The following is a 20,401-nucleotide window of genomic DNA, read 5'->3' as shown; positions in this document are numbered from 1 at the left end:
GAGCTTCGTTTTGAGCTGTGCGCAGGGTTTCTTCAAAGGCCTTTGCGACCTCGTCTTCATCTTCTTCACGCATGCTTGGCACCGCGTAGGTGCCATTTAGCCAGCGCGATAAGTCAACATCTGCGCAGCGCTTTGAGCAGAAGGGACGATATTTTAGAACAGGGTCTTTTTCACAGATCGGACAACTCATTTAAGAATGTCTTTCAAAGGCACACGCTCGCGTTTCTTTTGGATTTCGAAATGGCCCAGCGGGGTAAACCCAGCCAAGACAACTTCTGATCCATCGGCTTTAAAAGCTGCGCGCAGTGACTGTTCAAACACGCGATGTTCTTTTTTCGGCATTGGGGCAAGGTCAATGGTGATTTGCCCAGCAAGACCACGCAAGCGCAATTGGCGCGGCAGGTCGCGTGCGACCGACAAGTTGGCTTTGAACCCCGCAGCGGTAGAAAATTCGCCGCCTGTGTTCACATCAACGGCCACCAAGGCGCGGGTCGGTTCGATATAGGCGTGACCGCCTGTTTTCAAGGAAACGCGCGGGGATAAAACATCGTCGATCATCTCGTAGACGCCGTGATTGTCAAAGGCTTGTTCAGAATCGTCGAACACGTCAGGGGTGTCCCAATCCCGCCAAGCCGCATCCCAAGCATCAGGCCCATCAACAAGGAGTTCAGGCGCACCGGAGACGTCAGCCGTCACAGCTTCCGCAAGGCCGCGCATATTGGCGATGTCATCGGCGATCTCATCGGATTTTGCATCTGCGCAGGCCGATCGTAAAATCAATCCAAGTGTTTCATCAGCGTCATCCATACCCGCATTTGCAAGATCATGCAGGCGCAGCAATTCTTCTTCGTCGCGGATGGTACGCGAAATATTCAAACCTGGCGCATCGGGTGTGATGATCGCATATTTCGATTTGAATATCAGGCGTGTGGTGACAGGCACAGCCTTGCCATCCTCGGACATATGCGTGACCTGCACCAGCATTGGCGCGCCTGGTTTAAGGCCCTTGTTGCCTTTTAAATAAGCGCTGTTGCCGTCAGGCAAATCGAGCATGGCACCGCCCATGCCTTTCAGCATACGGCCACCTTTGGCGCGGTAAATAGCGCCAATAGCGGCGGGCGTGTTGTCGTCTGCAGGGTCGACGATCAGATCTTCCAAGCGGCCGTTCTTGATAAATGCGGCCGCTTTCTGGCCTTTGATCATGCCGAGTGCGATGACTGTGCCAATCATGTTTGATCTCCGTAAACGGGGTAGCCAGCTGCGGTCAGCAGATTGGCGGTTTCAGCGACAGGCAGGCCCATAACCGCAGAATAGCTGCCTTGGATCCACGGGATAAAAGCGCCCGCAGGCCCTTGAATGCCGTATCCACCAGCCTTGCCTTGCCAGTCATTTGACGCGAGATAGCTGTTCAATTCAACATCTGAGAGGCGCTTCATCTTCACCACAGTCACAACATCGGCCTCATAGACCAAATCACCGTGAACGACGGCCACAGCTGTGATGACTTTGTGTCGCCGCCCTGACATGGCCAGCAAAAATTCTGCGGCTTCTTTTTCGTCTTGGGGCTTGCCCATGATGCGCCGCCCTAGGGCCACAGTCGTATCCGCGCAAAGCACGATTTCATCATCTGCACGGGGGACAGCCTGCGCTTTTTCACGCGCCATCCGCGCACAATAGGGGCGCGGCAGTTCGCCTTTTAGCGGCGTTTCGTCGATGTCTGGAGAACGGATGTCATCGGGGGTAAGGCCGATCTGCGCCAGAAGTTCCTTCCGGCGCGGGCTGCCTGAACCGAGGATCAGTTTCATATAGACCGCATCATCCGATTAACGGAAACGGTAGTTGATCCGACCCTTGGTCAGATCGTATGGGGTCATTTCGACCTGCACTTTGTCGCCTGCGAGAACGCGAATACGGTTCTTACGCATTTTGCCTGCCGTGTGAGCGATGATCGTATGGCCGTTTTCCAGCTCGACCAGGAATGTCGCGTTCGGCAAGAGTTCCTTAACGACACCGGGAAATTCGAGCATTTCTTCCTTGGCCATGTTCACTCCTGTAAAATTCACCCACCATAGTGTGGGCGTGCAGTAAATGCGCCTTTGCCTCAGATTTTTCAAGCGGCATTTCACCGAGAGGTGTGTTTTTCCAACGGTTTTTGAATTTTTTCCCGCTCTCATCGGGCTAAACTGTGAAATTTGAGAGCAAATAGCCCGTCAAGTGCCGTTATGCGCAGGGCTCACCAAAGCGTTCAATCATGCGGCGTTTTATATCATCGCGGGCAATTCGGTAAGATTCGAGCTTTTGATCGCGTTTCTCACTGCCACCTGTTGGGTCTGCAATTGGCCAATATTCTACATCGATATGAAAAACTTTGGTGAGGTTGCGGGCCTTGTGATGCGACGCGGGAGACAGGGCGATAATCAAATCATAAGATGACATGTGATCGCCAATTTCTTGTAGCTCTTGAAAGGATCGTGCTTTGTGACGGGACAGTTCTACGCCGATTTCTTCACAAACTGCGACTGCAAACCCATCAATCTCCATGTCGCTCATGACGCCAGCTGATTGCACATAGGCTTGGGTGCCATAGAGCTGTTTCATCAAAGCTTCTGCCATGGGGGATCGTACAGCGTTGTGATCGCAGCAAAACAAGATTGAACTGGGAATTTTTGTCGTCAAACTTATGCTCCCCAATGCAGTACACAGATCAGTGTAAACAAACGCCGCGCAGTGTCTAGGTCAACCTCTGCTTTGCCTTCTAGGCGCTCTTGCAAGACGCGTGCACCTTCGTTGTGAATGCCGCGACGTGCCATGTCGATGGCTTCAATCTGGCCTGGCGCCATTTTTTTAACGGCTTCAAAATAGCTTTCGCAGATTTGAAAATAGTCTTTCACAACTTGGCGAAACGGCCCTAGTGACAAGTGAAATTCAGCCTGTGCTTGGTCGGACTCGTTGGACAAATCGAACACAAGCCTGCGTTCTTTGATGCATAAAAGCAGTTTGAATGGACCTTTTGGAACATCGCGGTCATCGCGTTGTGGCAAAGCAAAGCTGTTGCTCTCAAGTAAATCTGAGATAGCGACTTTGCGCTCCTGCGCAATCTCGGGCGTGGGTGCGGTATGTCCTTGGTCTTCGATATCTATGGCGATGATTTTACTCATCGGGGGCTCCGTTCAACCGATCAAGACGTACACGCACGGCCAAACCATGGGCTTGCAGGCTTTCTGATTTGGCAAGCCGTTCTGCCGCGGGACCAATAGCTTCCAAGGCAGAGGGTGTCATTTTCGCCAATGTGGTACGTTTCATGAAATCCAAAACCGATAGACCTGATGAGAAGCGCGCAGAGCGCGCTGTCGGCAACACATGGTTCGGGCCGCCCACATAGTCGCCAATCGCTTCGGGCGTATAAGCCCCAAGGAAAATCGCGCCTGCGTGGTTGATTTGCAATGACAGTGCATCTGGGTCATCCACGCAAAGCTCTAGGTGTTCAGGGGCAAAACGGTCTGACAATTGCGCAGCTTCGTCTAAGTCTTTAGCCACAATCACAGCGCCAAAATCGGCCCATGATTTGCCCGCAACAACACGGCGTTCAAGCGTTTCAAGGCGTGTTTCAATGGCCTTGGTCACAGCTTTGCCAAAGTCCGCATCCGTGGTGATCAAGATCGATTGAGCGCTTTCATCGTGTTCAGCTTGCGATAAAAGATCCACCGCAATCCAATCAGGATCATTGTTCTTATCGGCGATCACCAAGATTTCCGAAGGCCCAGCGATCATATCAATGCCGACCTTGCCAAAAACACGGCGCTTGGCTGCGGCGACAAAGGCATTTCCTGGCCCTGTGATCTTGTCGACAGGGGGGATGGTTTCGGTCCCGTAAGCCAAAGCGGCAATCGCTTGCGCGCCGCCAATGCGGTATATTTCATCCACGCCTGCGATTTTTGCTGCCATCAAAACCAATGGATTCACATCTCCATTCGGAGTGGGGACAGTAATGGCCAGACGTTTGACGCCAGCCACTTTGGCTGGGATCGCATTCATCAAAACTGAACTAGGGTAGGTGGCAATACCACCCGGCACATAAAGGCCCGCGGCTGCGACAGGGGTCCAGCGCCAACCCAATGTTGCGCCATCCATGTCTGTCCACATTTTATCTTCTGGGATTTGGCGCAGGTGATAATCACGGATGCGCGTCGCGGCCAATTCTAGGGCTGAACGATCTTCAGGCGACACTTGCGCGCAATACTGTTTGATTTCGTCATTGGTAAAGCGCAGCGTTTCAGCTGTTAGATCTAAGCGATCGAATTTGGATGTGAGTTCCAATACTGCGGCATCTCCGCGCTTGCGCACGTCGTCGATAATGCCAGCCACGATGTGGTCCACGTCAGGGCTGTCTTCGCGTTTCATCGAGAGCAGCTCTACAAAGCGGGCTTCGAAATCAGTGTCAGTGGTGTTCAAAAAATGTGGCATCGTGGTCTCCTTGCATCTCACATAGCGCGGGAGTTCGGTTTGCTCAAGCGACACAGGGGGGCGGATTTCTAGATTTTGTCTGTCCCAGTCAAACCACAGGGGTCTTAGGCACTAGGCCTTATGCGTTGGCTGTTTTTTCGAAGGCGCCACATAGGGTCGTGTGACATCTTTCAACGTGATATCCAAAGCCTCAAGAGCAAGATGAATTTCGCCATCCCCCGCCAATGTGATCAGGGCTGTACCTGTGCCATCTGGCCCTGCCGTAAAGGTGATGGATAAAATTGAAATCACTGTTTCTTTGTCTTTGGCCGAAACACCGCTGGATTTTGCGGTTAGCACATCATCGAACAGCAACACAGATTGCACCCGTTCAACGCTGCGTTTGTGTTTGGTGGCGCGATCCACATCCTCCCAACGGAAGCGATTGAGCAGCATCGCAAAGCGGCGCTGCTCGGTGTTGTACGAAATTTCACCGACAGGCACGATTGCATCTTGGCACAGGGCAGATAGGATCGTTAGATCATCCGTGTCATGGGCTTTCAGCATAAGTGGCGTGTCACCACCATCTTCAAAACGTGCGTCCGTTGTCATGTGTTACCCTTTGATCCGTTCGATATGTGCGCCGATGCCTGACAGTTTCTTTTCAACAAACTCATACCCGCGATCCAAGTGATAAACGCGGCTCACAACGGTTTCACCCTCGGCAGCTAAACCCGCCAAGATCAGCGAAACAGAAGCCCGCAGGTCGGTGGCCATGACTTGCGCGCCTTTCAGGCGCTCGACACCATGAACAATAGCTTTACCGCCGTGGACTTCGATATTTGCGCCCATGCGCGTCAATTCTGGGGCATGCATAAAGCGGTTTTCAAAGATGGTTTCTTCCAAGTTTGATGTGCCTTCTGCTGTGCACAACAGAGCCATCATCTGGGCTTGCAAATCAGTTGGGAAACCAGGAAAGGGTTCTGTTTTAACATCGACAGCTTGAACGCGGTCACCTTTGCGCGAAACTGTGAGGCCTCGCGCGTTTTCGACAACAGAAATCCCTGCCACATCTAGTTTTTCCGCAAAGCTTTCAACCAATGACATTTTGCCACCCAAACACGTGACTTCGCCGCCACAAATCGCTGGGGCCAGCATGAATGTGCCCAATTCGATACGGTCGGTGACAACAGGGTGGGTCGCGCCGTGCAAGCGGTCAACGCCTTGGATTTCGATGCGGGATGTGCCTTCGCCTTCGATCTGTGCGCCCATCTTTTTCAAGCAGGCGACAAGATCAACGATCTCAGGTTCACGCGCGGCATTTTCCAAAACGGACGTGCCTTTGGCCAAAGTCGCAGCCATGACAAAGTTTTCAGTCGCGCCAACAGAAGCAAAGCGCATTTTGTGCACATTGCCTTTTAGGCCACCTTGGGTTTTGGCGTGTAGATAGCCATCGCGCAGTTCGATTTCAGCGCCCAGTGCAGTCAGCGCATCAACGTGCAAATCCATCGGCCGCGCCCCAATCGCACAGCCACCAGGCAAAGATACAACCGCATGGCCAAGGCGGGCCAAAAGCGGGCCCAGAACCAAGTTTGACGCGCGCATTTTGCGTACGATTTCGTAGTCGGCAATGGGGTTCAGGTCGCCGTGGCAAGACATGGTTTGCACTTTGCCATCTTGCAGCGAATTGATTTCAGCGCCCAAAGATTCCAGCAAGGCCGTCATTGTTTTGATGTCTGACAGGCGCGGAGCATTGGTCAATGTGAGCGGCTCATCCGACAACAGCGTTGCTGGCATCAGTGTTAAACAGGCATTTTTCGCACCCGCGATCTCGATGTCTCCACTTAGCGGACCGCCGCCTTTTACCAAAATCGAATCCATACCCTATGCCCTACTCGCTTTGTGTATCTGTCTTATCGGCCGCAGCTTTTGCGCGGCTCAATTGCTTGCGCCGACCTAAATTCGCCTTGAGAGCCGCTTTAAGACGGGCATCGCGGGCTGAAACGGCAGGTTTGGCGGGCTTTGATGTGACAGATTTCTTTTCCATAAAATGACGTGTAGCGGCTGGCTGCAATCGCGTCCAGTGCTCGAATTTGCATTTTATAGGGGGAATTTGCCGACAAATGCGCCTCCTTCAACTTTGCGGGATCAAAACATTCGCGATCAAAGATGATAAAAACGCGCAAAGCCCGCGATTTTCACGAAAAGGTTCTTGCGCCGCACCGCTATCAAAGCTAATTAGCCGCCCACGGCGCTGCTGTAGCTCAGAGGTAGAGCACTCCCTTGGTAAGGGAGAGGTCGGGAGTTCAATTCTCCCCAGCAGCACCATTTTCCCATTAATGTTAAAGCGTTTAGTCACGTTGATATGTGCTAGGCATTTGTTTGCGTTTTGGGGCTTTGCGTTGCAAAGACGTGACGTCGCGCATTTGAATCGGCGTTATTACGGTCATATGACTCGCCCTTTACCTGTTCTCACCCTACATCTTGGGCAACATCGCGAAAGCGAAGAGAGAATAGGAGCGTGTTTTCATGCTGACAAAACGTCATTTTATTATATCGGGAGCGGCGCTGTTTTCGACGCCACTTTCGATGCGTGCAGCATCGGCTGCCACAACCGACAGTTCGAAATGGGCCACTTGGGATGCTCAGGTTACGCCCGCGAATTTTGACTTGGCTACTTCGAATCCTTGGGGCGTTCCCTCGCGGTTCTTGCCACAAGTTGTTGAAGCCAACCCGAGCTTAAAGGCGGGCGATATCCACGTAGATGCTGTCGCGCGCTATTTGTACTTGATCCGCGAGGATGGCACGGCCATGCGTTACGGCGTGGCCATCGCGCGCGGGAATCTTTACGAGCCAGGCACTTACACAATCAAACGCAAAGCAAAATGGCCGACTTGGACACCGACACCTGCGATGATCAAGCGCGACCCACATTTGTATGAACAGCATGCCGAGGGCATGGATGGCGGTCCGAACAATCCTTTGGGGTCGCGCGCGCTATATCTGTATACGGGCAATCGGGATACCTATTTGCGCATCCACGGATCACCAAGTCCGCGGTCTATCGGTGGGCGCGCGAGTTCTGGCTGTGTGCGTATGATCATGCCGCATATTATTGATCTCTACGATCAAGTGGCAAAGGGGGCGACAGCCACGCTGTATCCACCAGAGGATATGATTTCGTCTAGCACTTAAGAAATTGATACTATGAAAAAGGCGCTGCTCCAGATGGATGCAGCGCCTTTTGCGTTTCGTGTTCGCTAGTGATTTATGCGGGTGCGGCGTCAGGCGCACGGCTGCAGATTGGCGCATCATTCGCTGTGCGCAGGGGTAAGAAAGTCGTCTCGACTGGACCGACGTGACGGTAGACATAGCAGCCGTCCACGGGATCAATGCGCACCGATGCCAAATCTTGGTTCGGCGCCGCGAGAGCGCGCACATCTTCTGGCACCTCTTTTAGAAATCCCGTTTCAGGGTCGCTCACATAGCCTTGTGTACAAGCTGCGAGCATCAAGGCGGAACCGCCTAGAATCCAAGCCCTAGTTTTCATGTTTGATATCTCCAAAATAGTCTTACATCTTGGGTAAGCCATTCTACGCCAAAAGTAAAACCCGCATCCTTGCCATGAATATGGGTGTCTTGGAGATATGTGCTATCTGCCTGCGCTGTCGGCGTTAAGCGTGGGCTTCATGCGTTTTGTGGCGCGGGGCGGCATGTGCTGCGGAGCTTGCCACAATGTAAAATGCGATGATAAACAGACCAGCTGCGCCAATAACAGAATAGATGACCAAGGCAAGCCAGATAGGTGCGCCAAGGGCGACCGCTGTCACGGCGGCTGCCAAAGCTGAGGTAAAAGCCAAGGCCATGAGAGCTATAATCATTCTAGGTCTCCTTTAAGTGCGGGCGCTTATAATACAAAGTGGCGCGGGGTGTTGTTCAAGTATTCAAGGGGCGAACTGAGGCATAAACGTGGCATCTATCTGTCAATATTCAGTGAATTCATCGAATATTACGACAAATTTTTAAGGATCAAGGCTGTCATTGGAGGGTGCTTTTTCCCAATCCCAGCGGGTTGAGAACTGACCTAAACAACGCTCAGTGGCATCCGTATCTTTGGCATTTTGTGGCGAAATATATGCCACAAGGCCAAGCTTTTTATCATCTTCAACATGGGTTACCCGCTGCGTTAGTCCCGCATCTTTCAAAGCCTTATCGAACACACGTGTGATTGCGCGTTTGCGTAGATCTGGTTTGAATACTTTTCCAACCGCCGTTTTTGGCAGCTCATCAAGAATTTCGATATATTTGGGCATAGCTGCGCGTTCGTGAATGTGATCGCGCGCATAGTTGAGCAAATCATCCACGGTTGGGCGTGTCACACCGTCTTTGTCATCGACCAATTCGACATAGGCACAGGGCAATTCACCCGAGTAGGCACAGGGTTGTCCGATGGCACCGACGAAGGCCACCTGCGGATGCCCAGCAAGGGCTTCTTCGATTTCGGCGGGGTCAATATTGTGGCCCCCACGGATAATCAGATCCTTTGCACGCCCTGTGATCCAAAGATAACCGTCTTCATCGATGCGCCCCAAATCGCCTGTGCGCAGATAGGTTTCATGGTGAAAGAGCTTATGATTTTTATCGGATTCAGTATAGGTTGAGCCTGCAAAAACACCAGGACTGTCGATGCAGATTTCGCCGACCAAATCCGTTTCGCATTCAACGGGGCCCGTGTCGGTTTGGGTAAGGATTTTGACATCGGTATGTGGAAACGGAATGCCGACTGATCCGACTTTTTTGACGCCACCGATCGGATTACAAGCGACCAGACATGTGGCCTCGGTCAACCCGTAACCTTCGATGATTTCGATCCCAGTCGCGGTTTCAAATTTTTTGTACAGTTCGATCGGCAGGGGGGATGATCCTGAAAAGGCTTTTTTTACACAAGAAATATCCGCATCAATGGGCCGCTGCATCAAAGCCGACATTGCCGTTGGAACCGTGATGATAAACGTGACATTCCAGCGTTCGATGAGCTTCCAAAACTTGTCAAAAACCCCATCACCGCGATAGCCCGCAGGCGTCGGGAAAACCCCGTGCGCGCCAGAGGTAAGCATCGACATAATCGTCACATGGCAGGCGAACACGTGGAACATGGGCAAAGGACACATAATGGTATCGTATTCATCAAATAAGAGACGCGCGCCCAGCCAGCCGTTATACAACATGCCCGACATTTGGTGTTGTGCGACCTTAGGCATGCCTGTGGTGCCACCTGTATGAAAATATGCGGCAACGCGATCTTTTGGAGTGTCCGTAAAGGTTAAGGTTGTGGGGTGTTTTGCGATCTCATCCGTAAAGCTCAACACTTTTGCGTTGTGATGTTGGGCTGCGGGATTCTTTGGACGGATAAGCGGCACGATCCAGCTTTTGGGCGGTGATAAATAGCGCAGTAAATCGATTTCGAGCACTGTGGTAACGCTTGGCACATCGCGCAGCGCTTCGGCGACCTTTTGCGCGATATCCGTTTTGGGAAAAGCGCGCAGAGTCACCACGACTTTTGCTTTGGAATCTTTAAGGAGTGATGCGATCTGTGAGGCATCCAGCAGTGGATTGATTGGGGCGACTTTACCTGCAACCATGCCCCCTAAAAAGGTGATCGCTGTTTCATTTGTGTTGGGTAAAACATAGGCAATGACATCATCTTCCATCACACCAAGGGCGCGAAACATATTGGCCGCTTGCGTAACTTGGGTATGGGTTTGAGACCACGTAAGCGTTTCAGCACGATCTTTGGGTCCAGATGTAATTTGATATGAAAAGGCAGGGCGAGTGCCAAAGGCATCCTTGGTGCGTGTCAAACGCTCATAAATGGTCGTGCAAACATCACGATCCTCATAGGGCATTTCCGCATCAATAAGATCACGCGCGGCTGGCGATGTGAAGCCTGTTGCCATGGTGCTGTCCTCCCTTGGTTTGTCCCCTTTTGGGGGCAAAATCTCCCTTTCCATATGATGGTCATAAAACTGTTTTGTTACAAGTCATCGCGATGTTTGTGGCGATCCCTTTTGCGTGATCAAGGGATTCTAACGCCGCGTAAGAGCTGGCCAAGACGCTGGACCCAAACCTCGCCAAACCTTAGGGTAAGGCGGAAATCGAGCCAGTGTCGCAGGGAAATTGGCTTTCACAGGGGGTGCTATGACCGATGTCGTACTGAGCGGAACAGGGGTTTTTACGCCGCCTCACCAAATTAGCAATCAAGAGCTCGTGGACAGCTTTAACGCCTATGTGGCGCTATATAATCAAGATCACGTTGATGAAATCGCAGCAGGAACCTGTGATGCCAAAACACCGTCTTCTGCAGGTTTCATCACTGCTGCCTCAGGCATTGAGCAGCGCTATGTTATGGAAAAGGACGGCATTTTAGATCCTCGTCGCATGGGGCCGAAATTTGCTTTGCGCGACGATTCCGACCCTTCGATGATGGCCGAAATTGGTGTTGCGGCGGCACGAGCGGCTTTGGCACAGGCGAATTGCGCAGCTTCAGATATCGATTTGGTGATCTGCGCGGCTTCGAACCATGCGCGCGCCTATCCTGCTATTGCTGTCGAAATCCAAGATATTTTGGGGGCAGGGGGCTTTGCATTCGATATGAATGTGGCCTGTTCATCTGCCACCTTTGGGGTGCAGGCAGCATCGGATATGATCCGTTCAGGCAGTGTCCAACGGGCTTTGATTGTCTCGCCTGAAATCACTTCGGCCCATCTGGAATGGCGTGACCGTGATTGCCATTTCATCTTTGGCGATGTTGCCACAGCAGTCGTTTTAGAGGCCGCCGATCTGGCCAATGCCCCACGGTTCAAAGTGTTATCTACCAAATGTGAAACTCAGTTTTCCAACAATATCCGCAATAACAACGGGTTTATGCGTCGTGCAGAAGACCGTATGGGCGACCACCGCGATATGTTGTTTATGCAAAATGGGCGCAAGGTGTTCAAAGAAGTTCTGCCCTTGGTCAGCCAGCATATTTCGGATCATTTGACGCATGCTGGGCTTCGCGCGCAGGATCTAAAACGTCTTTGGCTACATCAAGCGAATAAGACGATGAACGACTATATCGGCAAAAAGGTATTGGGACGCGTACCTGAACCCGATGAACAACCCAATATTTTGCAAGACTACGCCAATACATCATCGGCGGGTTCAATTATCGCGCTGTCCAAACATTCTGATGGGTTGGAAACGGGCGATAGGGGGCTGTTGTGTTCCTTTGGTGCAGGGTATTCCGTGGGATCTGTACTATTGGAACAGGTTTAGCACATAAAAAAGGCGCCCATATAGGCGCCTTTCATACTTCAAAATTCGAACAGCTTATGCTTCGATATCTTGCGGGATGCGCAGGTTTTGACCTGGATAGATTTTGTCTGGGTGTGACAGCATAGGCTTGTTGGCGTCAAAGATTTCCATGTAACGGTTGCCATTGCCAAGTGTGTCTTTGGCGATACCCCAAAGTGTTTCGCCTTTTTTCACTTCGTGAAATACAGGATCAGCGCCCGCGATGCTGTCTTCAACAGATGCGATGCCTTCGACATTGCCGACAGCCAAGATGACTTTTTCCTTCATCTCTTGTGAAGCTGTGCCTGCCACTTTCACTTTGTCGCCTTCAACAGAGACGTCAAGACCTTCAGCTTCCAAACCCAGCGCTGCAATTTCAGCCAATAGATCGTCTTTATTTGGTTCTGCGTCTTTTTTCTTGAATACGGATTTGCCCGCGCCTTTTACAAAATTCCAAATACCCATAGTGCTGTGCGTCCTTAATCTAAATTACGTCATTTGCTTTGATGAATCAAAGCTGCTTTCTTGTCGCTTGAATAGGGGAGCTGGGCAAGTTTATTCCCCGTCGGTGAACTGTAATCGGGCCAATCGCGCGTAAAGCCCATCTTGCGCCACCAAAGCATCATGGGTGCCCATTGCCGCGATTTTACCATCTTCGAATACAAAAATGCGATCTGCCTTTTTGACGGTCGCCAAACGGTGCGCCACGATCAATGTGGTGCGGGTTTTGGCCATATCTTCCACGGCTTCTTGGACCAATTTTTCGCTTTCAGAATCCAATGCTGATGTGGCTTCATCGAGTAGCAAAATAGGCGCATCTCGCAAGATCGCGCGCGCAATGGCGACCCGCTGCTTTTGCCCGCCCGACAACATAATGCCACGTTCGCCCAAATAACTGTCATAGCCTTCGGGCAGGGCAGATAGAAATGTATCTGCTGCGGCCGCTTTTGCGGCGGCAATAACTTCATCGTCGCTGGCCTCGGGACGACCAAAACGAATGTTTTCCAGCGCGGATGTCCCAAAGATAACAGGGTCTTGCGGCACCAGCGCGATATGCGACCGAAAGCTTGCACGCGTCATGTCTTGTATCCGAACACCATCAATGGTGATCTCGCCTGACTGGGGGTCATAAAAGCGTTGCAGCAACTGAATGATTGTTGACTTTCCAGCCCCAGATGGCCCCACAAGAGCAATGGTTTCACCTGCTTTTACTGTAAATGAGACATCAGAGAGCGCAGAGGTATGTGGCCGCGCAGGATATGCAAATTTCACGCCATCAAAGGCAATTTCACCGCGCACAGGCAGCGCCAGCGCTTTGGGGTGTTTGGGATCGGTCACGGGATCATCGGCACTGAGGAGATCGACCAGACGTTCTGTCGCACCAGCAGCGCGTTGCAATTCACCCCATATTTCCGACAGGGCTCCTGATGCGCCCGCAACCATGATGGCATAAATCACGAATTGCACCAATTCGCCGATAGACATCGTGCCTGTACGCACGTCTCGCGCGCCGATCCACAACACCCCGACAACACCGAAAAAAATCAGCGTGATCACGATGACCGTCATCATCGCGCGGGTCTTGATGCGACTGTGTGCCGAGGTAAAGCTTTTCTCGGTGACATAGCTGAACTGCTCTGAATGGGCGACTTCACCCGTGAAGGCTTGGATTGTTTGGGCTGAGAGTAAGGCCTCTGATGCGCTGCCCGAACTTGATGCAATCCAGTCTTGGTTTTCGCGTGACAACTTGCGCAAACGGCGCCCCAAAACAACGATTGGAATGATAACAATCGGCACCAGCAACAACACGAGGCTGGTGAGTTTTGCAGATGTGAACAGCAGCAAAATCATACCGCCAAACAAGATCATGATGTTACGCAGAGCCACTGAAATAGAGGATCCAATCACGGATAGAATCAGCGTTGTGTCGGTGGTGATGCGCGATAAAACTTCACCTGTCATGATCTTTTCAAAGAACGCAGGCGACATGCGGATCATGCGATCAAAAACCGCCTTACGGATATCCGCGACAACCCGTTCGCCAAGCCGCGTCACCAAATAATACCGCAATCCTGTTCCGATGGCTAAAGCGAGTGCGATTAAAAGCGCGGCTGTGAAGTAACCATCCAGTAACATCGCGCTTGAGGTTTGAAACCCGTCAACGACGCGGCGCACAGCCAAAGGCAATATCAGCGATATACAGGCTGTCAAAACCAGCGCAGCAATAGCCGCAGACATCATAACGCGATAGGGAGCGAGAAATGGCCAAAGCTGCGTTAAAGCACCGATCTTTTTTGATTTTGCGCGCTCGGTGGCATCTTGGAGTATACGATCAGCCATGTCTTCTTCCTAAAAACCTTTCGGCACAGATACGCAGCGCAGGCCGAGAGAGCAAGCTTTGAGACCACGTGAAGGACAGAATGACACCATGCCGCAGCATGGCGCGAATTTAGGCGACTTAAAAGTTAACCTTAGGTAAGGTACCGCAGTGATGCGAAGGACTTGCAATTCAGGGCGCAATATGGTGCGTTATGCCCATGCTCCGCCGTATCGGCCTCTTTTAAGGGGCGCCCGATTATGGGCCGCGAACGGCACTTGCGGAGAAATCGCCCAATTCGGGGTGGTGACTGGTCGAAGAGACAAAGCAGCCACGTGGTTGTTTCAGGTCTGACCAGCGAACACACGAAGAAAAAGCGGGAGCTTCCCATAATGAAATTTAACACCCTTGTCGCGACGAGTGCTTTTGGCCTGATCGCATCTGCTGGCGCTGCCTTTGCATCTGACTGTGGATCTATCTCTATTGCCGAAATGAACTGGGCCTCAGCCGAGTTGATGGCCAACGTTGATGCGATCATCCTTGAAGAAGGTTACGACTGTGATGTCGAATTGATTGCTGGCGCTACTCAGACAACATTCGCATCCATGAGCGAAAAATCTGAACCAGACGTGGCTCCAGAACTGTGGATCAACGCTGTTGCGACACCTTTGGCGGCAGCCAAAGAAGAAGGCACGCTTGTTGCGTTGAACGATGGCCCTATTACAGGTCTTGGTGAAGGCTGGTGGGTGACTGAAAAATTCACGCAAGATCACCCTGAACTCGATACGGTTGAAAAGGTGCTCGCACACCCAGAGCTGTTCCCCTATGTCGAAGACGAATCCAAAGGCGCCTTCATGGGCTGTCCTGCTGGTTGGGGTTGCCAACTGATCAACGCGAACTTGTTCCGTGCATACGACATGGAAGAAAAAGGTTGGACATTGGTTGATCCAGGTTCTGCAGCGGGTCTTGACGGTTCGATCGCCAAAGCGGCCGACCGCGACGAACCATGGTTCGGTTACTACTGGAGCCCAACATCACTTGTTGGCAAATACGGCCTGAAAATGTTGCCATTCGAAGCGGAATACGCGGGCGATGACAACTGGAACAACTGCGTTGCTTTGGCCGAACAAGACTGTGCTGATCCACAAGTGACAGCTTGGGTTGAATCCGAAGTTGAATCTGTCGTCACAGCTGAATTTGCTGAAAAAGCAGGTGTGGCAACGGAGTACTTAAAGGCACGTGTTTACCCAGGTGAAGTTATGAATGCGATGCTCGTATACATGACTGAAAACCAAGCGACAGGTGAAGATGCAGCTTATGAGTTCTTGGAAACCCATGCTGATCTTTGGACTCAGTGGGTTCCTGCTGATGTCGCAGAAAAAGTCAAAGCAGGACTCTAATTCTGTAAATTGACAGTCTGGGGTTCATGATCTGGTACGCTAGATCGTGGACCCCTTTTTGTACCTAGAATAAGGAACACTTGATGGAATTTCTAAGTGAATTTCCCGCCTTGGGCAGAAAAGATCTGGCCAGTTTAAAACAAGGGATTGACGAAAGCTTTCGCTCTTTTTCACGCGCTTACGGCCCAGAAATCGAAGCTTTTTTCAATCCTCTGCTGAAATTTTTGATTTGGTTTGAAAAGCTACTTTTGGGCACCCCGTGGCCTATTGTTATCATCGTGATTGCCGCGCTGACGTGGCTCGGTGCGCGATCTGTGAAAGTCACCATCGGCTCAGTCATCGCTTTTTTGATCATCGGCTTTTTGGGCATGTGGGAAGATACGATGGCGACTTTGGCCATTGTTTCGGTGTGTACGGTCCTATGTATTGCAATCGGTATTCCGATTGGCATTTTGATGGCGCGGTCTGATCGCACGCAAGCGATCATCACACCGATCTTGGATGTGATGCAGACGATCCCCGTTTTTGTTTACCTGCTGCCGGTTGTGATGCTTTTGGGTATCGGCAAAGTGCCTGGCCTTTTGGCGGTGTGTATCTATGCGGCGCCCCCCATCGTGCGTTTGACCAATCTTGGTATTCGTTTGGTGGACCGCGATGTGATGGAGGCGGCTGAATCCTTTGGTGCATCCAGCCGTGAAAAATTGTTCGGGGTGCAAATCCCGCTTGCCTTGCCGAATATTTTCGCAGGCGTGAACCAAACGATTATGATGGCTTTGTCCATGGTTGTGATCGCCTCAATGATCGGGGTGAAAGGTCTTGGCGGACCTGTGTTGCGCTCAATTTCAAATCAGTATCTTGCGCTTGGCTTGATGAATGGTTTGGCCATTGTCGCCCTTGCAATTATTTTTGACCGCGTCAGCCAAAGCTATGGCAAGCGTCTGCAAGCTTACAGGGAGACGGGACATGGTTAAGCATGAAATCCAACCTCTAGACGACAGTATTGATGAACCAAAAGTCAGTATCCAAAAGCTCTACAAAATTTTCGGCGATACGCCTGAGGCGATGTTGGATCGGGTTCGAGGCGGTATGGGCAAACCTGAGTTGATGGACCAAACGGGTCACGCTTTAGGGCTGAATAACATCAATCTGGATATTCCTGCCCGCAAAATCCAAGTGATCATGGGTTTGTCTGGGTCAGGAAAATCGACCTTGATCCGTCACCTAAATCGTTTGATTGAGCCAACCGATGGAGAGATTTGGGTCGATGGCGAAGACGTGATGAAAATGGATGCCAAAGAGCTGCGTGACCTGCGCCGCTTTAAGATGTCCATGGTCTTCCAAAAGTTCGGTCTTTTGCCGCATCGTACTGTGTTGGAAAACGCAATGTACGGGCTGGAAATCCAAGGTGTATCTACCAAGGAAGCTCAGCAACGCGCTGTCAAATGGTTGGACCGTGTGGGGCTTGCTGGGTTCGAGGAGCAATACCCATCGCAGCTTTCTGGTGGTCAGCAGCAACGTGTCGGTTTGGCCCGTGCTCTGGCGACAGATGCAGAAATTTTGCTGATGGATGAGGCCTTTTCTGCGCTTGATCCGCTGATCCGCACCGATATGCAGTCTATTCTATTGGAACTGCAAGAGGAGCTGCACAAAACCATCATCTTTATCACCCATGATTTGGATGAGGCTTTGAACATCGGTGATAACATTGCGATTTTGCGCGATGGCGAGATCATTCAATCTGGCGATCCGCAGGACATAATCATGAACCCTGCTGACGATTACATCACCGACTTTATCCGTGACATCAATCGGGCTAAGGTCGTGCGCTTGCGCTCTATCGTGAAAAAAGGTGCCACAGGGGCGGGTGAAACCCTACGTGGTGGTATGTCTTTGGAAGAAGCTTTGCCGAAATTGCATAAATCCGTCGATGGATCCTGTCCCGTTGTAGACAAAAAAGGCAACCCCTTGGGGGCTGTGACTTTGGATGGCTTGATTGATGCATTGAAAGCGCCTGAAACAGAGGCCGACGACGAGGTGCGCTATTCTTAAGGCGTCAGTCGAGCGTTGAACTGCGAAAGGCCCCCGCTTGAATGTGGGGGCTTTTTCATTTTTAGGGCTGTTTGCACAGAGATGCAGAAAGAATTTAATTTTAAAATTCATTAAAATCAGTGACTTGAATTATTTTTGAAAAATAAAATCATTCTGCTGCATCCAAATAGGCCCCCCGCAGAGTCTTACCAGTATACAGCGAACGGATATCCCGTTCGTATAGGACACTGAAAAGGACTTTCTTATGCGTACTCTTTCAAAGATCATGACAACAGCCGCGATTATCACTGCACCTGTGTTGGCTCAGGCTGATGACCACATGGGTTTGCACGCGGTTGCTTTGACGGGCGACAAAACATTGTCCATCATTGATAGCGCGACAGCGACATCCACCATGTCTATGGAAGTGACTGGTGTTGATAAATTGCTCGGCATCGATTTGCGCCCTGCGACAGGCCAATTGATCGGCGTGTCGGACACATTCGAAATCGTTGAAATCAATGTTGAGACAGGCGAAGCTTCTGTGATCTCTACAATGGATACAGAATTGCCAATCGAAGATGGCGCGGCTGTGATCGTTGATTTCAACCCAAAAGCCAACAAATTGCGCTTCATGTCTGGCACAACCAACCACCGCGTTGACATTGAATCAGGTGCTGTAACCGTTGACGGCAGCTTGGCTTACGAAGATGCAGATATGCACGCAGGCGAAGAGCCAGCGATCTGGGCGGCGGCTTACATCAACTCATTCGGCATGCCTGAAACCACAGCTATGTTTGACATCGACGCGACAATCGTTGCTTTGATCCAGCAAACATCACCAAACGATGGTACTTTGGCAGCTATCGGTAAACTCGGCATCGATGCCGCACCTGTCTACGCTTTCGATATCGCAACTGACGCAGAGGGCACAAATACAGCTTGGTTGGCCGCTGGCGGCAGCTTGCACACCGTGTCTTTGGATACAGGTGCTGTGACCGAAAGCTGGGAATTGTCTGGCGTTGAAGGCGACGTACGCGACATCACATTCTTGACCGCAAAATAAGAGCGGCCAAGGTGCTGCGCATCTGCAAGGGTGCGCAGCCCGTTAACGAGTAGCTTCATATGGTATGTAGAAATGGGTGACGTGCCAAAAGCATTTGACCCGACTTGTTTTTCTGAGTGACTTTGCGCGACCGTGTTGGCCCTCGGCATGGTCGCGCTTTTTGTTTGTTGACCGCTCCGATGTGCCTGCTAACACTATCCGAAATAATTCGGAGGCATCAGTGACACATCGCGATACTGACCAAATGGCACAGTCCCAAGATCACGCGGCTTTGCTGCAAGCCTGCGCAAAGGGCGACAAATCGGCTTTGAAAGCCTTGATGGCTTTGGAAGGGGGCGCTCTTTATGGCGTGGCCTACCGTATGTTGGGGCGCAGGGATTTAGCTGAAGACGCCGTGCAGGATGCTTTTGTCAAAATCTGGCGTAAAGCGCATCAATACGATCCGATGCGCGGCGCGGCCAAAGGCTGGGTCTTTACGGTTCTCAGAAATCGCTGCCTCACGATGTTGCGCAGCGAAAAATGGGAAGTCGCAACACAAGGGGATGTGTTAGAACGCCGCCTCGAAGATGAAATCGTCGAAGATGCCTATGCGCGTCTCGACAGTGCCAGTGATTTGCGCCGATGTTTGCAAGCGCTGGACCCCGCAAAACGATCCGCCGTTTTGATGTCTTATGTGCTGGGATATTCCCACGGAGAGATCTCAGGTCGGATGAAATCCCCCCTCGGCTCGGTCAAAGCATGGACCCGCCGCGGCCTGTCTCAACTTCGGGAGTGCCTGTCATGACTGTTCAACGTGATTTGCTCGAACGTATCGACGAAGTCGTCATCGGTTTGGCCGACCCGTCAGAGGTTGCGGCGATTGAACTTTTGGCAAGTGAAGATCCCAAAGTCGCGGCCCTTCTAGAGCGCGCTCGTGTGCGTTTTGGCGAACTCGACGCCACAGCCGATCCGCAAGAGCTGCCCGCCACAATGTGGTCTCGTGTTGAAACTGCCATCGATAGCAATACCACTTTGCTGGACGATGATTACATCGCGCCGATGCCGACCAAGCCTAATGCGCCTGCCAATACAAATGCGCGCCCCACTTTGTGGACCACTCTGACCGCAGTTGCTGCATCTATTATAGTGGGGATCGCGATTGGATGGACCATGCTGCCAAAACCCGATCCGACAGTGATTGCAGTTCTGCTTGGGGATAACGGATTGCCCGTGGCTTTGGTTGAGGGTGCAAAAGACAATACAACGCGCGTGACCATGTTAGATGCCGCAAACGTGCCTCAAGGCAAGGTGATGCAGGTTTGGACAAAACCCGATGCAGATGGTTTGCCAGTCTCCTTGGGGGTTTTGGATGCACCTGTGCAGGCAGCGCTCAAAATCGATGGTTTGCCCGAGCCAGAGGTGCAGCAGCTTTATGAAATCACCTTTGAACAACAGGGTGGATCGCCCACAGGTCTTCCAACTGGGCCTATATATGGCAAAGGTTTGGCGCAGCAGCCTTTGTAGTCACATCGCTGCCCCGACTCGCAAGGCGGGATTCTCCTGCGAGTCGGGGCGATTCACAAGCTTCTGTGCGTTGTCTCTGTGGATAACTGCCTTCACCGATATTTCTGTGCGATAGTGTGCTGACCATAGCAGGGGCTCAGTCTCCGAACGGAAAAATATCTTCACCTAAGTCCCAGATTTTGTTGTGTAAATTCCGTCTCCTCAATTTTTTCATGAAACTGTTAAAAAAGGGGTTGCGGGTATTGGGTGTTGGGCTTAGAACCCCCTCTACCGGCAGCGAGAGATTGATTGTTGGTTTGAGCGGACTGG

General features: G+C 51.5%; 22 protein-coding genes, 1 tRNA gene and 1 pseudogene. 9 read left to right on the top strand and 15 right to left on the bottom strand.

Annotation, left to right across the window (positions count from 1 at the left end; genetic code table 11):
• Positions 1-109: 109 nt before the first annotated feature.
• The 10 genes and pseudogenes from yacG to EDD53_RS14815 form a co-directional block, all read right to left on the bottom strand.
• Positions 110-190 (bottom strand): annotated as a pseudogene (gene yacG / locus EDD53_RS15120) (DNA gyrase inhibitor YacG); the annotation flags it as partial.
• A complete protein-coding gene (locus tag EDD53_RS06640; protein WP_123792445.1) occupies positions 187-1,230 on the bottom strand; it encodes a ribonuclease E/G in 1,044 nt (347 codons plus the stop codon). The pseudogene yacG and the gene EDD53_RS06640, both read right to left, overlap by 4 nt.
• On the bottom strand, positions 1,227-1,805 hold the full coding sequence (locus EDD53_RS06635) for a Maf family protein (protein WP_123792444.1): 579 nt from the start codon (positions 1,803-1,805) through the stop codon (positions 1,227-1,229). The genes EDD53_RS06640 and EDD53_RS06635 overlap by 4 nt, the downstream gene beginning before the upstream one ends.
• Before the next feature lie 18 nt (positions 1,806-1,823).
• A complete protein-coding gene (gene infA, locus EDD53_RS06630; protein WP_009573923.1) occupies positions 1,824-2,042 on the bottom strand; it encodes a translation initiation factor IF-1 in 219 nt (72 codons plus the stop codon).
• 178 nt (positions 2,043-2,220) lie between these two features.
• Positions 2,221-2,682, bottom strand: a complete 462-nt coding sequence (locus tag EDD53_RS06625; RefSeq protein ID WP_211331605.1) for an arsenate-mycothiol transferase ArsC — start codon at positions 2,680-2,682, stop codon at positions 2,221-2,223.
• The gene (locus EDD53_RS06620; protein ID WP_123792442.1) at positions 2,679-3,158 is read right to left on the bottom strand and encodes a UPF0262 family protein; all 480 of its coding nucleotides are present in this window, start codon (positions 3,156-3,158) and stop codon (positions 2,679-2,681) included. Before EDD53_RS06620 ends, EDD53_RS06625 begins: the two co-directional genes overlap by 4 nt.
• Positions 3,151-4,464 carry a histidinol dehydrogenase gene (gene hisD, locus EDD53_RS06615; protein WP_123792441.1) on the bottom strand — a complete coding sequence of 438 codons (1,314 nt, stop codon included), beginning with the start codon at positions 4,462-4,464 and terminating at the stop codon, positions 3,151-3,153. The genes EDD53_RS06620 and hisD overlap by 8 nt, the downstream gene beginning before the upstream one ends.
• Positions 4,465-4,575: 111 nt before the next feature.
• Entirely contained in the window at positions 4,576-5,055 is a 480-nt protein-coding gene (locus EDD53_RS06610; RefSeq protein ID WP_123792440.1) for a DUF2948 family protein, read from the bottom strand.
• A 3-nt stretch (positions 5,056-5,058) separates the two neighbouring features.
• The gene (gene murA / locus EDD53_RS06605) at positions 5,059-6,324 is read right to left on the bottom strand and encodes a UDP-N-acetylglucosamine 1-carboxyvinyltransferase (RefSeq protein WP_123792439.1); all 1,266 of its coding nucleotides are present in this window, start codon (positions 6,322-6,324) and stop codon (positions 5,059-5,061) included.
• A 10-nt stretch (positions 6,325-6,334) separates the two neighbouring features.
• Positions 6,335-6,490 (bottom strand): hypothetical protein, encoded by a 156-nt coding sequence (locus tag EDD53_RS14815; protein WP_170162702.1) that lies wholly within the window; start codon positions 6,488-6,490, stop codon positions 6,335-6,337.
• 206 nt (positions 6,491-6,696) lie between these two features.
• Here EDD53_RS14815 and EDD53_RS06600 point away from each other — a divergent pair.
• Positions 6,697-6,771 (top strand) — tRNA-Thr (locus EDD53_RS06600).
• Positions 6,772-6,972: 201 nt separating this feature from the next.
• On the top strand, positions 6,973-7,638 hold the full coding sequence (locus EDD53_RS06595; RefSeq protein WP_123792438.1) for a L,D-transpeptidase: 666 nt from the start codon (positions 6,973-6,975) through the stop codon (positions 7,636-7,638).
• 73 nt (positions 7,639-7,711) lie between these two features.
• Here the strand turns inward: EDD53_RS06595 and EDD53_RS06590 are convergent, their stop codons facing one another.
• The 3 genes from EDD53_RS06590 to EDD53_RS06580 all read right to left on the bottom strand — a co-directional run bounded on the left by EDD53_RS06590 (position 7,712) and on the right by EDD53_RS06580 (position 10,400).
• Entirely contained in the window at positions 7,712-7,993 is a 282-nt protein-coding gene (locus tag EDD53_RS06590) for a hypothetical protein (protein ID WP_123792437.1), read from the bottom strand.
• A 124-nt stretch (positions 7,994-8,117) separates the two neighbouring features.
• Positions 8,118-8,324 (bottom strand): hypothetical protein, encoded by a 207-nt coding sequence (locus EDD53_RS06585; RefSeq protein WP_123792436.1) that lies wholly within the window; start codon positions 8,322-8,324, stop codon positions 8,118-8,120.
• A gap of 141 nt (positions 8,325-8,465) precedes the next feature.
• On the bottom strand, positions 8,466-10,400 hold the full coding sequence (locus EDD53_RS06580) for an acyl-CoA synthetase (protein WP_123792435.1): 1,935 nt from the start codon (positions 10,398-10,400) through the stop codon (positions 8,466-8,468).
• 241 nt (positions 10,401-10,641) lie between these two features.
• Between EDD53_RS06580 and EDD53_RS06575 the strand changes: the two genes are divergently transcribed.
• The gene (locus EDD53_RS06575) at positions 10,642-11,760 is read left to right on the top strand and encodes a beta-ketoacyl-ACP synthase III (protein WP_123792434.1); all 1,119 of its coding nucleotides are present in this window, start codon (positions 10,642-10,644) and stop codon (positions 11,758-11,760) included.
• Between the two features lie 54 nt (positions 11,761-11,814).
• On the opposite strand, the gene lysM is transcribed toward EDD53_RS06575, so the two are convergent.
• Positions 11,815-12,243 (bottom strand): peptidoglycan-binding protein LysM, encoded by a 429-nt coding sequence (gene lysM, locus EDD53_RS06570; protein ID WP_123792433.1) that lies wholly within the window; start codon positions 12,241-12,243, stop codon positions 11,815-11,817.
• Positions 12,244-12,333: 90 nt separating this feature from the next.
• Entirely contained in the window at positions 12,334-14,118 is a 1,785-nt protein-coding gene (locus tag EDD53_RS06565; RefSeq protein ID WP_123792432.1) for an ABC transporter transmembrane domain-containing protein, read from the bottom strand.
• Between the two features lie 369 nt (positions 14,119-14,487).
• Between EDD53_RS06565 and EDD53_RS06560 the strand changes: the two genes are divergently transcribed.
• The 6 genes from EDD53_RS06560 to EDD53_RS06535 all read left to right on the top strand — a co-directional run bounded on the left by EDD53_RS06560 (position 14,488) and on the right by EDD53_RS06535 (position 20,092).
• Positions 14,488-15,495, top strand: coding sequence for a glycine betaine ABC transporter substrate-binding protein (locus EDD53_RS06560; protein ID WP_123792431.1), 1,008 nt, complete (start codon positions 14,488-14,490; stop codon positions 15,493-15,495).
• A gap of 83 nt (positions 15,496-15,578) precedes the next feature.
• Positions 15,579-16,466 (top strand): ABC transporter permease, encoded by an 888-nt coding sequence (locus tag EDD53_RS06555; RefSeq protein WP_123792430.1) that lies wholly within the window; start codon positions 15,579-15,581, stop codon positions 16,464-16,466.
• Positions 16,459-17,544: a quaternary amine ABC transporter ATP-binding protein gene (locus EDD53_RS06550; RefSeq protein WP_211331595.1), complete on the top strand. Its 1,086-nt coding sequence runs from the start codon at positions 16,459-16,461 to the stop codon at positions 17,542-17,544. The genes EDD53_RS06555 and EDD53_RS06550 overlap by 8 nt, the downstream gene beginning before the upstream one ends.
• A 244-nt stretch (positions 17,545-17,788) precedes the next feature.
• Positions 17,789-18,589 (top strand): DUF4394 domain-containing protein, encoded by an 801-nt coding sequence (locus tag EDD53_RS06545; RefSeq protein WP_123792429.1) that lies wholly within the window; start codon positions 17,789-17,791, stop codon positions 18,587-18,589.
• Positions 18,590-18,809: 220 nt separating this feature from the next.
• Positions 18,810-19,373, top strand: coding sequence for a sigma-70 family RNA polymerase sigma factor (locus EDD53_RS06540; RefSeq protein ID WP_246002276.1), 564 nt, complete (start codon positions 18,810-18,812; stop codon positions 19,371-19,373).
• The gene (locus tag EDD53_RS06535; protein WP_123792428.1) at positions 19,370-20,092 is read left to right on the top strand and encodes an anti-sigma factor; all 723 of its coding nucleotides are present in this window, start codon (positions 19,370-19,372) and stop codon (positions 20,090-20,092) included. The genes EDD53_RS06540 and EDD53_RS06535 overlap by 4 nt, the downstream gene beginning before the upstream one ends.
• Positions 20,093-20,401 lie beyond the last annotated feature (309 nt).

It is taken from the genome of Pacificibacter maritimus (genome assembly GCF_003814915.1).
GTDB classification, from domain to species: Bacteria; Pseudomonadota; Alphaproteobacteria; order Rhodobacterales; family Rhodobacteraceae; genus Celeribacter; species Celeribacter maritimus.
Note: the sequence above shows the minus strand (reverse complement) of the source record. Positions and strands in the feature narration are given on the sequence as shown.